Raw genomic sequence first — 15,448 nt, forward strand, 5'->3', positions numbered from 1 at the left:
CCGGCTTGCGCCGATTTGCTCCGGTTGACGGGCGCTGATAGTTGAGTATTTATGTCAGGAACTGTCAACAGGGTCGTTGCCGATGTATGATCTGACGCCGATGCAGGCGGCCTGCTGGTCCGGCGGACATGCCGGGGGGCAAGGGGCCCCGGGCCCCTCGGCACATCTTTATGTCGAACTCGACCGCACCGGTCGCGCCCTCGATCCCGACCGGCTGGAGCGCGCGATTGCCGCCCTGATCGCCCGCCATGCCAATCTGCGGCTGGCGGTCACGGCGGATGGCACGGCCCGGATCCTGCCGCCGCGCCCGGGGCCCTTCCTCGACCGGCACGATCTCCGCCGACTTGACGCGCTCGATTGCCAGCTGGCCCTCGAACGCATCCGCGCGGACCAAAGCCATCAGCGGCTGGCGCTGGAGCGGGGCGAGGCCGTGGCGTTTTCCCTCAGCCTGCTGCCCGGCGGCGGCAGCCGGCTGCATGTCGATCTGGACATGATCGCGGCCGATCCTTCCTGCTTTCCCGACCTGATGGAAGATCTGGCCCGGCTCTACGAGGAGGGACCCGGCTCTGCGCTGCCGGAGGCAGGCGATTTCGCCGCCCATCTCGAGGCGCGGCGCAGCGACCCGGACGGCCCCGCCCGCGCCGCCGCCGCCCGGGCCTGGTGGCAGGAGCGCATCGCCGCCCTGCCCGCGGCCCCGGATCTGCCGCGCCCGCCCGGACGGCGGGAAGAGCCCCCCCGCACCGCCCGCCTGGCCGAGCGACTGGACCCAGCCCGGACCCGGGACCTGATGCGCCGCGCCCGCGAGATGCGGGTCACGCCCACCGCGCTGACGCTGGCGCTTTTCGCACAGGAACTGGCCCGCGCCTGCGGCCAGCCCGCCTTGCGCCTGACCGTGCCGATGTTCCACCGCCCAGAAGGCGAGACCGCAATCATCGGCGACTTTTCCGATTTTGCGCTTTTCGGGGTCGCGGGCGCAGAGCCCGACCTGTCCGTCCTTGCCCGCCGGGTGCAGGCCGATCTGGCAGGCGCGATCACCCACAGCGCCCATCCGGGCCCCGGCCAGATGCGCGATCTGGCCCGCCATCTGGGCCATGTCCCCGAGGCCCCCGTGGTCTTCACCGCCGGGTTCGATCACCCGCGCGGCTCGATCCTGTCCGACCGCGCGCGGCGCTGCCTTGGCGATCTGGTCTGGTCGGTCTCGCAGGGGCCGGGCGTGGCGCTCGACGCGCAGATCGCGCGGCTGGGGGAGGGGCTGCTCGTCAACTGGGACATCCGGCTGGATCTGATCGAGCAGGACTGGATTACCCGCCTTTTCAGGATCTTCATGGATCGCCTTCATGCTCTGGCAGATGCCCCGCCTGCGCCGGAAAGCTGGCCTCTCACCCCCCTGCAGCGTGCCTATCTGGCGGGCCGCGAGGAGGTGCTGCCGCTGGGCGGCGTCGCCATGCACGAGGCGCGGCTCTTTCGCGGCAGGCTGGACGAGGCGGCCCTCGGCGCGCGGCTTCAGGCGCTCTGCGACGCGCATCCGGCACTGCGGCTGCGCATCGATGCCGAGGCCGGGCGGCAATATCTGGCCCGGCACCCCAAGCTGCCGCTCGTGACCCACGACCTGCGCGCCGCGCCCGATGCCGAGGCCCGGCTGCAGGCGGTCTGGCAGGATTTCGCCCGCAGCCCCTGTCCGCTGGATGGCCCGCTGGATGGCCCGCTCTGGCAGGTCTGCGCCCTGCTCCTGCCCGAGGGGCAGGAGGACGCGCTGGCCGTCAAGTTCGACGGCCTCGGGCTGGACGGACCCGCCATCGCCCAGATCTGCGCCGAGCTTTTCGCCACCGACCCGCCGTCTGCCCACACCCCCGCCGCTGCTCGCCTGCCCGTTCCGCCGCCGGTTCCGGCCGGGGAGCGGGCCGCCGATGCCGCCTACTGGGCCGAGGCCCTGGCCCGCGTCGAAAGCGCGCCGCGCCTGCCCTGGCGCAGACCGCCCGACCGGCCGGGACCGGCGCGTTACCGGCGTGCCTCGCGGATCCTTGCGCCCGAACTGATCGCCCCCCTGCGCCGCACGGCCGCCCGCGAGGGGCTGTTCCTGAACACGCTTCTCGGCTTTGCGATCCTCGAGGTGCTGGCCCGCTTCACCCCCGATCTGCGGATCTGCGCGGGCCTGCCCACCGCCCCGGCGCTTGACCGCGAGGCCTTGGGCAACCGCGCCTCCTTCATCGTGATCGACCATGACGCGACTTCCGGCACACCGCGCGAGCGGGCCGCGGCGCTTCAGGCGCAGACCATGGCGGGGCTCGGGCATATGGGCTTTTCCGGGGTGGATCTGGCGCGCCAGCTCATGGGACAGACCGGCGGGCCGCTGGCCCTGCCGGTGGTGCTGACCAACGGGCTGGACTGGCAGGGGTTGCCCGCGGGCGCGCCGATGCGCCAGGTGGACGGGCTGACCCAGACGCCCCAGGTCGCGCTCGACATCCGCCTGATGCGCGCGCCCGGCGGCGGGATCGAGATCGCCGCGGACCATGCCGAGGATATCCTTGCCCCCGCAACCGTGACCGCCATGCTGGAGGCCGCCCTGCGCGCGCTGGAAAGCATGGCCGACACCGGCGCGCTGAGCCTGCCCGACCCGCTGATCGCCGTGGATCTGCCGCCCGACCGCCCCCATGTGCCCGATCCTGCCCCGCATCTGGTCAGGATCGCGGAGGCCCTGAACCACGCGCAGGGCCCCGCGCTGATCTGCGGCGAGGAAAGCCTCGACTATCCCGCGCTCCGCGCGCGGGTCACCGCCGCCCTTGCGGGGCTCGCCGCGCAGGGGATCGGCCCCGGCGACGTGCTGGCCCTCCACCTGCCGCGCGGGATCGATCACGTGGTCCTGCAACTGGCCGCGGCGATGGCCGGGATCGTCTGGGTGCCGGTCGATGCAACCGCGCCGCCTGCCCGCCGGGAGTATCTGCTGGACCGCGCGGCACCCGCTCTGATCGTCTCGGAGCAGGAACTTCCGGGGCGGCGCTGCCTGCGCCCCGGCGATCTGCCCCGGCCCGGCGGCACGCTGCCGGACGCGGCCAGCCTGCGCGCGCGCAGCCTCGATACCGGGCCAGGCTATTACCTCTTCACCTCGGGCACCACCGGCGCGCCCAAATGCGTGGTGCTGTCGAACCGCGCCACCGCCAATGTGCTGGACCAGACCCTGTCGGCCTGGCGGGTCAGCCCGGAAGACGTGCTGATCTCGGTCACGCCGCTGCATCACGACATGTCGCTTTTCGATCTTTTCGGCGGGCTTGCCGCCGGGGCCTCCGTGGTGCTGCCCGCCGCCGGGCACGAGAAGGACGCGGTGGAATGGGCCCGGCTGGTCGCGCGGCACCGGGTGACGCTCTGGGTATCGGTGCCGGCGATCCTGGAGATGCTGCTGGCCTGCGCCCGTCCCGGACAGATCGAAAGCCTGCGCCTGATCGCCCAGGGCGGCGACTACATCAAACCCGCCACCGTGGCGGAGCTGCGCAGGCTCTGCCCCGCCGCGCGGCTGATCTCGCTGGGCGGCCCCACCGAAACCACGATCTGGAGCATCTGGCACGAGATCGGTCCCGGCTTCGAGCCCGACGACGGACCTGCCCCCGGGACTGCCCCCGTCCCCTATGGCCGTCCCCTCGACGGGGCCGGGTACCGGATCTGCAACCCGCTGGGAGAGCCCTGCCCGCCCGGCGTTACCGGGCGCATCCACACCATGGGCGACTGCCTGTCGCTGGGCTATCTGGAGGCGGGCGGCCTGAGCCAGGACGGTTTCGTCACCCTGCCCGACCCGGACGGCACGCCCCGTCGCGCCTTCCGCACCGGCGATCTGGGCCAATGGTCCCCCGACCGGCCGGGACAGATCCTGTTTGCCGGCCGGGTCGGCGGCTATGTCAAGGTGCGCGGCGTCCGCGTGAGCCTTGGCGAGATCGAGGCCACGCTGGCCGATCACCCCGCCCTGTCCCAGGCCATGGTGGTCGACCTGGCCCCGGGCGACGGGCGCGAGACCACGCTGGCGGCGCTTTATGCGGCGCGCGACGGTCAGCCCCCCGGCATCGCGGAGCTGCGCGCCTGGCTGCGCGGTCGGCTGCCGCAATCGCACCTGCCCGACCGGTTCCTGGCCGTGGCGGCGCTGCCGCTCTCGTCCAACGGCAAGCCCGATCGTGGCGCCGCCCGGGCGCTGGCCCTGTCCCCCGCCGCGCCATGTTCCGACAGGCTGGGCCGGGAGGTCCTCGACATCTACCTGCGGCAGACCGGCCCGGACCCCGAGGCCACCATCGACAGCCCGCTGATCGAGCTGGGTCTGCTGCCCGAGCACCTGATCCCCGTGGCCGCGGCGCTGAATGCCCGCTTCGGCACGGCGCTGCGCCCCTCCCGGCTGATCCCGGCGCGCACTGCCCGGCAGGCCGCGCAGCTGATCCCGCCCCGTCCCGAACCGGAGGATCTCCGATGACCGCAGAGCCCCCGGGCGCCGCCTGGCTGGAGCTGACCCTCGCCCAGCTCGATTTCTGGGAGGAGTTCCGCTTTCACCCGGACCGGCCGCTCTCTACCGTGGCCCATTGCATCGAGATCGAGGGCGCGGCGGAGGAGATCGCCCTTGTCGCCGCCCTGTCCCGGCTTGCGCGCGAGGCCGAGGTGCTGGCGCTGCGTTTTCGCGACGGGCCGGGCGGGCCGCGCCAGCGGGTCGATCCCGGTGGCGTTCCGGCGGTGCGCGTCCAGGACCTGCGGGGCGCCGCCGATCCGGAGGCCCGTGCCCGCCGGATGATGGCAGACGACATCGCCCGGCCCATCGACCTGGAACGCGATCCGCTTGCCGCGCTCTGGCTGTTGCGGGTGGGGCCGCGCCGCTGGCTGTGGTACCTGCGCGGCCACCATATCGTGCTGGACGGCTACGGCATGTCGCTGATCGAGCGGCGCGCCGGGGCGCTTTACGCCGAGGCGCTCGGCAAATGCGCGGGTCCCGGACCGTTCCTGCCCTTCGCCCGCTACCTCGAGGAGGAAACCGTCTATCGCGCGGGCCCCCGCCATGACCGCGACCGGGCCCACTGGGCCGAGGTCCTGCGCGACATCCCCGACCTGGTCGTCCTGCCCAAGGGGGCCGAGGACTACGCCCCCACACCGGTTGCCGTCGCGCCCGACCTGCCCGCCGGGCTGGACGCCCGGCTGCAACGGGCGGCCCGCGCGGCGGGGATGGGCTGGCCCGACCTCCTGACCCTGCTCAGCGCCGCCTGGATCGCGCGCGATCGCCCCGACGGCGCGCCGGGGCTGCCGGTCTGGCTGCCCTATCAGAGCCGTCTGGGCAGCGTTGCCGCCGCCATTCCGGCGATGGTGGTGAACATCCTGCCCCTGATCGTCTCGCATCGACCGGAGGAAACGCTGGGGGCCTATCTCGAGCGCAGCGGGCGGGCACTGCGCGGACTGCGCCGCCACGGCCGTTACCGGGTCGAACAGCTGGCCGCCGATCGCGGCCTGCGGGCGGGCGAGCGGTTCTTCTTCTCGCCGCTGGTCAATGTGCTGCCCTTCGATCCGCCCGAATTCTCCGGTTGCAGCGCGCGCAGCGAGGTGCTGGCCGCCGGTCCCGGCGACGGCTTCAACCTGACCTGGACCGCCCGCACCGACGGCTCGGATCTGGCCTTGTCGATCGACGCCGATCCTGCCGCTGCCGAGGAGGTTGCCGCTGCTGCCCGCACGCTTGTTCCCTTTCTTGCGCGCGCCTGCGCCCCGGGCGCGCGGGACCGTCCCCTCGCGGATCTGCTTGCGGAGGGCCCCGCCGGTCCCGCGCCATGCCGCCCCCCCCGTACCGCTCGCCCCATTGCCAGCCGACAGGAGAAGACATGAACCGCCGTTCCTTCCTGACCCTTGCCACCTGCGCCGCAGCACTTGGCAGCTCTGCCGGGGCCGTCACGGGCTGGCCGCGTCGCCTGACCAATGCCGATGGCAGCGAAACCGACCTGCCCCGGGTGCCTGCCCGGATCCTGTCGACCTCGGTCACGCTGACCGGCAGCCTGCTGGCCATCGGCGCACCGGTGATCGCCAGCGCCACCACCGTGCGCGGCGGCTTCTTCGACCAGTGGCAGGCGGTGGCCCGGACCCGCGGCGTCGAAAAGCTCTGGCGCGCGGGCTCGATCGATCTCGAGGCCGCCTGGGCGTTGCAGCCCGACCTGATCCTGGTTTCGGCGGGCGGCGCCGATTCCGCGCTGGCGCAGCGTGCGGCCCTGGCCGAGGTGGCCCCCGTGCTGGTTCTCGATTACGGTGCGATGGCCTGGGAAGACCTGACTGCAAGGCTTGCCCGGGCCACCGGCCGCGAGGCCGAGGCAGAGGCCCTGCTGGCGGGCTTTGCCGAGACGCTCGACGCCACCCGCGCCGTTCTGACCCTGCCTGAAGGCCGCGCCAATATCGTCAGCTATAACGGCCCCGGCGCGCCCAATCCCGTGGCCCGGGCCGGGGGCGCCCATGGCCGCCTGCTGACCGGGCTGGGTTTCGATCTCGAAGACCCGCCGACCGGCTGGCAAAGCGCCTCGATGCCCGCCTCGGCCGATGTGGTGCGCGCCTCATACGAGCATCTCACCCAGCTGAGCGCCGAGACCACCTTCCTGCTGGCGGGCACAAAGGCCGATGCCGCGCGCTTCATGGCCGACCCGATCCTTGCCAACCTGCCCTCGGTGCAGCGCGGACAGGTTTACGGGCTGGGGAAGAACTCGTTCCGCATCGACTATTACAGCGCCCGCGAGGTCGTCGACGGCATCGCCCGCCAGTTCGGCGGGGCCTGAGCCCGTGGCCCGCACAAGACGGCTTTGGCCGACCCTCGGGCTGTTGGTGGCGGTGACGCTGGCAAGCCTGTTTTTCGGCCCGCGCGAGATCACGACCGATGTCACGCTGGAGGCCCTGCTTCGGTTCGACCCGACCGACGGCGCGCATCTTCTGGTGCGCGAACAACGCCTGCCGCGCGCCCTGCTGGCGCTGGTGGTGGGGGCAGCGCTCGGGGCGGCGGGGGCGATGATGCAGACGCTGACCCGCAACCCGCTGGCCGATCCGGGGCTTCTGGGGGTCTCGGCCGGGGCGACGCTGGCCATCGTCTGCCTGATCGCGCTGACCGGGCGGATCGATATCGCGGGCTCGCTCTGGGCCGGGATCTTTGGCGCCGGGCTTGGCGGCGCGGCGGTCTTCGCGCTTGGCGGCATGGCGCAGACCCGCGATCCGGTCCGGCTGGTGCTGGCAGGGGCGGCGCTGTCGATCGTGTTGCTGACCCTGACCCGGCTTGTCACCGTCAATGTCGAGGCCCATGTCTTCGACCAGTTCCGCCACTGGGCGGTCGGCTCGCTGCAGGGCCGCGACTGGCAGGTGCTGGGGCCTGCCGCGGCCCTTGTCAGCCTTGGCGCGCTGGCCGCGCTGGCGCTTGCCCGTCCGCTCGACGCGCTGGCGCTGGGGCAGGATTTCGGCCAGAGCCTCGGGGCCGATCCGCGCCGGATCTGGCTGGCCGCCGCGGGCGTCATCGTGGTGCTGGGCGGCGTGGCGACGGCGGCCGCGGGCCCCATCGCCTTTGTCGGCCTCTCGGCCCCGCATCTCGCGCGCCATATCGTCGGCCCCGCCCATCGCGGGCTTCTGCTGGCCTCGATGATCCTCGGCGGTGCGCTGGTCGGCATCGCCGATCTGGCCGGACGGGTGATCGGCGGACCGAGCCAGATCGATGTCGGCATCATGGCCGCGCTGATCGGCGGGCCGGTCTTCGTGGCGCTGGCCCGCCGGATGCGGATGAACGCGCTGTGAGCGGGGCCGCGCATATCGTCTGGCGCTGGCGCGGCCTGTCGCTCCGGAGCGGGCGGCGGGCGCTTTGGGTCAATCTCGCGCTGATGCTCCTGCTCGCGGCCGGGGCGCTGGTCTCGCTGCGACTGGGGCGGATCGCCATCGGCCCGGCCGAGATCTGGCAGGTGCTGGCGGGCGAGGCGCCCTCGCGCATGCTGGACCATGTGGTGATGGATATCCGCCTGCCGCGTCTTCTGGTGACGCTGGGCGCGGGGGCGGCGCTGGGGGCCTCGGGCGCGATCTTCCAGACGGTGTCGCGGAACCCGCTGGGCTCGCCCGACGTGATCGGCTTCACCGCGGGCGCGGCCAGCGGCGCGCTGGTCTGGATCATCGGCTTCGGCGGATCCGGGGCGGGCGTGGTGCCCGCGGCGCTGGCGGGCGCGCTTCTGACCGGGATCTGCGTCTACCTGCTGGCGCGCAAGGACGGGCGGGTCGGTGCCTACCGGCTGGTCCTGACCGGCATCGGCGTCGGCGCGATCCTCAGCGCCTTCAACGCGCTTCTGCTGGTGCGCGGAGACCTCGACGCCGCGATTTCCGGCAACCTCTGGCTTGCCGGCTCGGTCGAGGGCCGCAGCTGGGGCCATGTCTGGCCGCTCTGGCTGGGGCTGGGGCTTTTGATGCCGCCGCTTCTGCTGGGGATGCGCCCGCTGGGGCTGATGGCCATGGGCGACGATCTGGCCGGCCCCCTGGGCGTGCCGGTCGAGCGGGCGCGGCGGTGGATGCTGGCGGGCGCGGTGACGCTGGCCGCGCTGGCCACGGCGGCGGCGGGCCCCATAGCCTTCGTGGCGCTGGCCGCGCCGCAACTGGTCCGGAGGCTTGCGCGCATGCCCGATCAGCCCCTGATCGGCGCCGCGCTGATGGGGGCTGCGCTGATGCTGGGCGCGGACCTGCTCAGCCGCCTCGCCCCCTGGGGCGCGATCCTGCCGATCGGCCAGGTCACCGGCGTCATCGGCGGGCTTTACCTGATCTGGCTGCTGACCCGCAAAAGACGGCGGGGATAGGCGATGCCCCATCCCAGCAAGGAGGACAGAGCATGACCACCCACGGCCCGGAACAGGCCCTGCACACCCGTCCGTCCCGGCCCGGCGAGGGACGCGCCTGGCTGGCGCATCAGCAATCCGACGAGGGGCTCGCCCCCCGGATCGCCCAGGTTTCGCTGCCCGATCACCTGGAACCGGGCGCGGTGGCCGTCGCCCTGGCCGGGCGGCTGGCCGGGCGGGCCGAGCTGACGCGGCTCTACCGCTTCGACGAGGCGTGCGGGCTGCTGGTGACGCCCGGCCGCGGCCGTCCCGACCTGCGCCTCCGCTGGGCCGCAAGCGCGGACGGGATCGGCCCCGTTATCGACAGCTGCGCCGCCGCGCCCTGGGATCTGTCGCACGAGCCGCCCCTGCGCGTCGTGCTGGTGCTGGCCCCCGGCGCCGCGCGGCTGGCCCTGATCCGTCACCCGGTGGCCGACGATCTGCCCGACAGCGCCACGCTGCTGGCCGAGCTGGTCCCCGGGGCGCAGCCCGCATCCGAAACCGGGACCGCGACCGGCGACGCCATCACCCGGCTCATCCTCACGGAATTCCGCAGCGCGCTGGAGGCGCCGCAGATGACGGCCGATTGCGATTTCTTCGACATGGGCGGGCATTCCCTGACCGCCACCCGGGTCATCGGCCGGCTGGCCGCGACCCACGGGATCGAGCTGCGCCTGAACGATCTCTTCCTCCACCCGACGGCCGCGGCGCTGGCCCCGCTGGCGCGCCGGACCGGGACCGGCCTCGCTCCGGTGCCGGCCCGTTCCGCGGCCCCCGCAGACCGGGCGCCGCTTTCCCTGGCCCAGGCCTCGCTGTGGAAGATCTATGAGGCGCTCGGCTTCGGCCCGGTTTTCAACATCCCCTTCGTCCTGCGTTTCCTCGACCCGGTCGACGAGACAGTCTTTGCCACCGCCTTTCGCGACGTGATGGAGCGTCACCCGGCGCTGCGCAGCCGGTTCGCAGACAGCCCCGACGGGGTGCTGCAGGAGGCCGTTCCGATGGCAGAGCTCGACCGCATGGGCTGGTTCATGCCCTCGGGCGATGTCGAGGATCCGGCCCCGGTGCTGGCCGCCGAGGCGGCCCATGATTTCGACCTGGCGCGCGAGCTGCCTGTCCGGCTCCGCTTCATCCGGACCGGCGAGGGACAGCTTTTGTCCTTTCTCTTCCACCACATCGTTCTGGACGAGTGGTCGGTCAACCTGATGATGGACGAGCTGGCCCGCGCCTATGCCGCCCGCGCCGCGGGGCGGCCGCCGCTCTGGGCCGGGCCTGCCGCGCCCTTCCACGCCTTTGCCCGCCGCCAGGCGGCCAGAGGCCCCGATCCGCGCGCGCTGAGTTACTGGCTCGACGCGCTGCGCGACGCGCCCCCGCCCTGCCCGATCCGCCGTCCCGATGCGCCGCCGCTGCCCCGGGATCCGGACGCCGCCAATGATGCGGGGGGCGCGTGGTGCGAGATCGCGCTGGAGCCCCATGTCTCGGACGGCCTCTATGCCCTGTCCAAGGCCTGTTCGGCCTCGCTGTTCAACACCGTCTACGCGGCGATTTCGGTGGCACTGCAACGACTTGCTGGGCTGGACGCGCTGACCGTCGGGACCTCGGCCTCGGGCCGGACCGATCCCGACTATTTCGACACGATCGGCTATTTCACCACTGTCACCGCGCATTGCCTGCGCGCGCCCGGCCATCTGACCCCGCGCGCCCTGATCGGCACCGTGCGCGACATGATCAACGGCTCGCTGCCCCATTGCGAGATCCCCATCGACCTGGTCGAGGAAAGGCTGTCCGACGGCACATCCGCCCCCGGCGCGCATATGTTCGAGGTCTTCATCCAGATCCATGCCCGCAACGCCCTGAACGGCGCGCTGGAGGGCCCCGACGGCCCGGTCCGCTTTCGCCAGGTGGACCCGGACAAGACCGACTCGGTGCTGGGGCTGCAATTCGAGGTGGTCGAGGACGTGATCGGCGGCGAGCGGGGCCTGCGCATGATGATGAGCTATCGCCACGCCCATTACAGCGCCGATGACGTCGCCGGGCTGGTGGCCGCCGTGACCCGCAGCTGCACCGCCTTCGCCCGCGAGGGGGCCGCCGACCTGCCCCTCGACGCGCTTCTGTCCTGACCCCACCGCGCCCGCGCATTGCCAGCCCGAGGTTCCCATGACCCGACCCGATCCCGGCCCGTTCACCGCCCAGATCTCTGCGCAGATCTCCGGCCAGATCCCTGCCGATGACCCCGCCACCGGCCCGCGGCTGACCGCCCATGCCCTGGGCCTCAGCTATGCCGGAAAGCCGGTCTGCCGGGACATCACGCTGGAGGTGCCCGAGGGCCGCGTCTCGGTCATCCTGGGGCCGAATGGCTGCGGGAAATCGACCCTGTTGCGGGGGCTTTGCAACCTTCTGCCGGCGCAAAGCGGGCAGGTGCTGCTGGACGGGCGGAACATCGCCCGGATGCCCGCGCGCGCGCTGGCCTGCCAGGTGGGGCTGTTGCCGCAAAGCGCGCAGGCGCCCGCGGGCATCACCGTGGGCGATCTGGTGGCGCGCGGCCGCTATCCCCATCAGGGCCCGTTCCGGCAATGGAGCGAGAGGGACGAACGGATCGTCGCCGAGGCCATGGCCGCCACCGGCATCGCCGATCTGGCCGGGCGCGATGTCGACGCGCTGTCGGGCGGGCAGCGCCAGCGGGTCTGGATCGCGCTGGTGCTGGCGCAGGAAACCCCGATCCTGCTGCTGGACGAGCCCACGACCTATCTCGACATCGCCCATCAGCTTGACCTGTTGCGCCTGCTGCAACGGCTCAACCGCGAGCGGGGGCGCACCATCGTCGCGGTGCTGCACGATCTGAACCAGGCCTGCCGCTATGCCGACCACCTGATCGTCATGGCCGAGGGCGCGCTGGTGGCCGAGGGCACGCCGCGCGATCTGATGACGCCCGAGCTGCTGCGCCGGGTCTTCGGGCTCGATGCGCTGATCCTCGACGATCCGGTCAGCCATACGCCGCTGATCGTGGCGCGCTGATCAGCCCGCCACCGACCAGCGCTTGCGCGCGCCCTGCGCGGCCCACATCCGGGCATAGCGCCCGCCCTGCCCGATCAGCGCCCCGTGGCGGCCCGCCTGCACCAGCTTACCGTTCTCGATGACAAGGATCTGGTCGGCCCCGACGATGGTCGACAGCCGGTGCGCGATCACGATCACCGTCTTCTCGGCCACCAGCGCATCCAGCGCGCTCTGCACCGCCAGCTCGCTTTCGGTATCGAGCGCCGCCGTCGGTTCGTCCAGCACCACGATGGGCGCGTCCTTCAGAAGCGCCCGCGCGATCGAGATCCGCTGACGCTCGCCGCCCGACAGCCGCCCGCCGATCTCGCCCAGGGGCGTGTGCCAGCCCTGCGGCAGCCGCTCGATGAAATCCAGGCATTGCGCGGCGGCGGCGGCGGCGCGGACCTCGTCATCGCTGGCCTCGGGGCGGCCCATGCGGATATTGGCCAGCACCGTGTCGTTGAACAGGTAGACGTCCTGGAACACGACCGAGACCAGCCCGTCGATCCGGTCCGCGGGGATCTGCCGCAGATCGACCCCGCCGATGGTGACGTGTCCCTTTTGCGGATCGAAATGGCGCAGCAGCAGCCGGGTCAGCGTGGTCTTGCCGCAGCCCGAGGGCCCGACCAGCGCGGTCAGCGAGCGTTCGGGCAGCACCGCGTCGAAATCGCGGATCGTGGGGCTGTCGGCATTGGCATAGGTGAAGCCCACGCCCTCGAACCGGATCTCATGGCTCTCGGGCATGGCGGGCGGGTCCATCTGCGGTGCCGGGCGGATCGCCATCAGGGCCGCGATCCGTTCCAGCGCGGCCTCCATCACCTCGAGCATGGCGGTATAGAGGATGAAGGTCGACAGCGGTTCCGACAGCCGCACCACGATGACGAAGACCGCGCCAAGGGCCGCCGGATGCAGGCTGCCCGCGACCACCAGCCAGACGCCCACGCCCAGCACCGCGACCAGCCCCAGTTCGACCACGCTGGCCACGATGATGTTGGGCTTGGCGCCCTTGCGATGGCCGAAGATCTGGATCTGTTCGAGCTTGCGGAAGGTGGCCGAGAGCCGCTCGGCCTTCTCGCCCGCCCGGCCCACGGCGCGCAGGATCGGCAGCCCCTGGGTATATTCCAGCACATCGGCGCTGGCCTCCTGGTGGGCCTGTCCGAGGATGCGCTTGCCCCGCCCCAGTGCCGGGCGCCGCCAACGGTAAAGCGGCACGATGGCCGGGAAGACCAGCAGCAGCAAGAGCCCCAGCCGCCAGTCGAACAGCAATATCCCCAGCGCCGCGCAGAAGGGTGTCACCACCGCGGTGAAGACGAGGTTCAGCACCGTCAGCGCATAAAGCAGGTTCTCGTCGACATTGCCCAGCACCATCGAGTTCAGCTCTCCCGCGCGCCTGTCCTGAAGCTGCTCGAGCGGAATTTCCCGCAGCTTGGCGCCCAGACGGCTGCGCAGCCGCCAGGTCGCGCGCACCATGCGCCCGTCGAAGTCGAACCCCTGTGCGACCCAGCGCAGCGCCGAGGCCGTGCCCATCAGGACGACCATCACCCCGAACCAGACCAGCGCCTCGCCCAGCCCCGGCCCGGTGGCCGCTGCCGTGAACAAGGGCGCGATGGCCGCCAGCCCGAAGCCCTGAAGCGCGGCCGCGGCGATCAGGCCTGCCAGCGCCCGGCGCAGCCCCGGCGCATCCTCGGGTCCGACGCTGTCGGCCAGCTGGCGGAAGGTGGTGAGAAAGGAGGTGGCGCCCGTCTTTCCTGCCTTGCGGGGGGCTGCCTTGGCATTTGCTGGCGCGTTCATCGGGCCACCTCCGCGGTCACCGGAGCCCGGGCCGCGCCCAGCGACCAGCTCTGTGCCTTTTCGTAATTCTGCCAGAGCCTTGCATAGGTTCCCCCGGCCTCCAGCAGCGCGTCATGGCTGCCCCTTTCGGCGATCCGGCCCCGCTCGAAGACAAGGATCTGGTCGGCATCGCGGATCGTCGCCAGTCGGTGCGCCACCATGATGACCGTGCGCCCGCGCATGAGTTCCGACAGCGCCGCGATCAGCTCGGCCTCGTTTTCCGGATCGGCAAAGGCCGTGGCCTCGTCCAGCACCAGCAGCGGCCGGTCCTGCAACAGCGCGCGGGCGATGGCGATGCGCTGGCGCTGGCCGCCCGACAGGAACACGCCACGCTCGCCCACCGGCGTGTCATAGCCCTGCGGCAACGCGCGGATGAAGCCGTCGGCCTGGGCCGCGCGCGCCGCCGCGATCACCTGCTCGTCGCTGGCATCGGGGCGACCGATCCGGATATTGCCCGCGATCGTGTCGGCGAAAAGGAAGCTCTCCTGGAAGACGAAGGCCACCTTTTCCAGAAGATCGTCGGGGGCAAGCGCCCGGATATCGGTGCCGTCAAGGCAGATCCGCCCCGCCGTGACATCCCAGAAACGCGGGATCAGCCGCGCGACCGTGGTCTTGCCCGCGCCCGAGGGCCCGACCAGCGCGGTCACGCTGCCCTGCGCCACCGCGAAGCTGACATCCCGCAAGGCGGGCGCCAGATCCGGGCCATAGGCAAAACGCACACCCTCGAAGCTCAGCGCCGGGGCGCCTTCGGGGGCTGCGACAGGCAGATCGGCGCGGCGCTCAAGCTCGCGGGCCTGCATCACCTCTTCGATCCGGGCAACGCTGAGGCTCACCTTCTCGATCATGTGGCGCAGCATCATCATCGGCATCATCGCCTCGGCCATGCCGGTGCAGATCAGAAGCACCCCCAGCCAGCGCGACATCTCGAGATCGCCCGCGGCCGTCAGGATCAGCCCCGCCCCCAGCACAAGCGTCAGGGTCGGCATCGGGCTGAGAACCAGCCAGGAGAACCGTGCCGGAAAGCCCGCCGCGCGGTACCAGTCGAGCATCACTTTCAGATAGCCGTCCAGCGCCGCCTGATAGCGCCCGAAGCTTTGCTGTCCGCTGTCGAAATTACGGACCACCGGCATCGCCTGCACATATTCGACCACCGCCGCGCTGACCTTCTCGCGGGCGGCGTTATAGGCCCGGACCATGTCGCGCCGCCGGCGCTGCGCCCGCGTCAGGATGCCATAGCCCAGCCCCAGTACCGCCAGCGTCACCAGAGCCAGCCGCCAGTCGAGCCAGAGCAGCACCGCCAGCGTCACCACCGGTGTCACATAGGCGCGGGCATAAAGCGGCGTGCTGTCGGCCACGAAGACATGCAAGGCCTTGACGTCGTCATGGATCACCTTGGCCAGCGCGCCCGCGCCCTGGGTCTCGACATAGCCCAAGGGCACCCGCGCCAGCCGCGCGGCCAGCCCGTTGCGCAACAGGCGTTCCAGCCGGAACGCGGCGTAATGGGCCTGATTGAAGGCCCCCAGCCGCGCCACATAGGCCCCGATAGTGCAGATCACGACACCCGCGAACAGCCCCCATGGCAGGCTGCCCGGCTCTGCCGCCAGCTGCCCGACCGCTGCCATCAGCAGCACCATCACCGCCAGCGTGAACAGCGCCGAGCCGGCCGAGATCGCCATCGCCAGCCAGATCCGGGGGCGCACCGGCTTCAGGATGCCCCAAGGGGATACCCGCCTGCGCCTTGCGGGCGGCGCATCCTGCGGTGAAGTGTCCTG

9 protein-coding genes are annotated in these 15,448 nt (G+C 71.9%); 7 read left to right on the forward strand and 2 right to left on the reverse strand.

The annotated features are described in order from the left end of the window. The first annotated feature begins 82 nt into the window (after positions 1 to 82). From C8N38_RS14295 to C8N38_RS14325, 7 genes are read left to right on the forward strand one after another with little or no spacing between them, the layout of a single operon-like run. Positions 83 to 4,447 carry an AMP-binding protein gene (locus tag C8N38_RS14295; RefSeq protein ID WP_108027842.1) on the forward strand — a complete coding sequence of 1,455 codons (4,365 nt, stop codon included), beginning with the start codon at positions 83 to 85 and terminating at the stop codon, positions 4,445 to 4,447. Beyond that, positions 4,444 to 5,832 carry a condensation domain-containing protein gene (locus C8N38_RS14300; RefSeq protein ID WP_108027843.1) on the forward strand — a complete coding sequence of 463 codons (1,389 nt, stop codon included), beginning with the start codon at positions 4,444 to 4,446 and terminating at the stop codon, positions 5,830 to 5,832. The genes C8N38_RS14295 and C8N38_RS14300 overlap by 4 nt, the downstream gene beginning before the upstream one ends. Next, complete coding sequence (fepB, locus tag C8N38_RS14305) at positions 5,829 to 6,764, forward strand: Fe2+-enterobactin ABC transporter substrate-binding protein (RefSeq protein ID WP_108027844.1); 936 nt, start codon at positions 5,829 to 5,831, stop codon at positions 6,762 to 6,764. The genes C8N38_RS14300 and fepB overlap by 4 nt, the downstream gene beginning before the upstream one ends. Before the next feature lie 4 nt (positions 6,765 to 6,768). Next, positions 6,769 to 7,761 (forward strand): FecCD family ABC transporter permease, encoded by a 993-nt coding sequence (locus C8N38_RS14310; RefSeq protein WP_108027845.1) that lies wholly within the window; start codon positions 6,769 to 6,771, stop codon positions 7,759 to 7,761. Continuing rightward, positions 7,758 to 8,798 (forward strand): FecCD family ABC transporter permease, encoded by a 1,041-nt coding sequence (locus C8N38_RS14315; RefSeq protein WP_108027846.1) that lies wholly within the window; start codon positions 7,758 to 7,760, stop codon positions 8,796 to 8,798. Before C8N38_RS14310 ends, C8N38_RS14315 begins: the two co-directional genes overlap by 4 nt. A 32-nt stretch (positions 8,799 to 8,830) precedes the next feature. Further along, complete coding sequence (locus C8N38_RS14320; protein WP_108027847.1) at positions 8,831 to 10,933, forward strand: condensation domain-containing protein; 2,103 nt, start codon at positions 8,831 to 8,833, stop codon at positions 10,931 to 10,933. Positions 10,934 to 10,970: 37 nt separating this feature from the next. Continuing rightward, positions 10,971 to 11,828: an ABC transporter ATP-binding protein gene (locus tag C8N38_RS14325; RefSeq protein ID WP_108027848.1), complete on the forward strand. Its 858-nt coding sequence runs from the start codon at positions 10,971 to 10,973 to the stop codon at positions 11,826 to 11,828. Here C8N38_RS14325 and C8N38_RS14330 read toward each other — a convergent pair whose 3' ends face one another. Together C8N38_RS14330 and C8N38_RS14335 are read right to left on the reverse strand one after the other, a co-directional pair. Next, positions 11,829 to 13,637 carry an ABC transporter ATP-binding protein gene (locus tag C8N38_RS14330; protein ID WP_108027849.1) on the reverse strand — a complete coding sequence of 603 codons (1,809 nt, stop codon included), beginning with the start codon at positions 13,635 to 13,637 and terminating at the stop codon, positions 11,829 to 11,831. Then, positions 13,634 to 15,352 (reverse strand): ABC transporter ATP-binding protein, encoded by a 1,719-nt coding sequence (locus tag C8N38_RS14335; protein ID WP_245895758.1) that lies wholly within the window; start codon positions 15,350 to 15,352, stop codon positions 13,634 to 13,636. Before C8N38_RS14335 ends, C8N38_RS14330 begins: the two co-directional genes overlap by 4 nt. Positions 15,353 to 15,448: the final 96 nt, after the last annotated feature.

This window comes from Rhodovulum kholense (assembly GCF_003053725.1).
GTDB classification, from domain to species: domain Bacteria; phylum Pseudomonadota; class Alphaproteobacteria; order Rhodobacterales; family Rhodobacteraceae; genus Rhodovulum; species Rhodovulum kholense.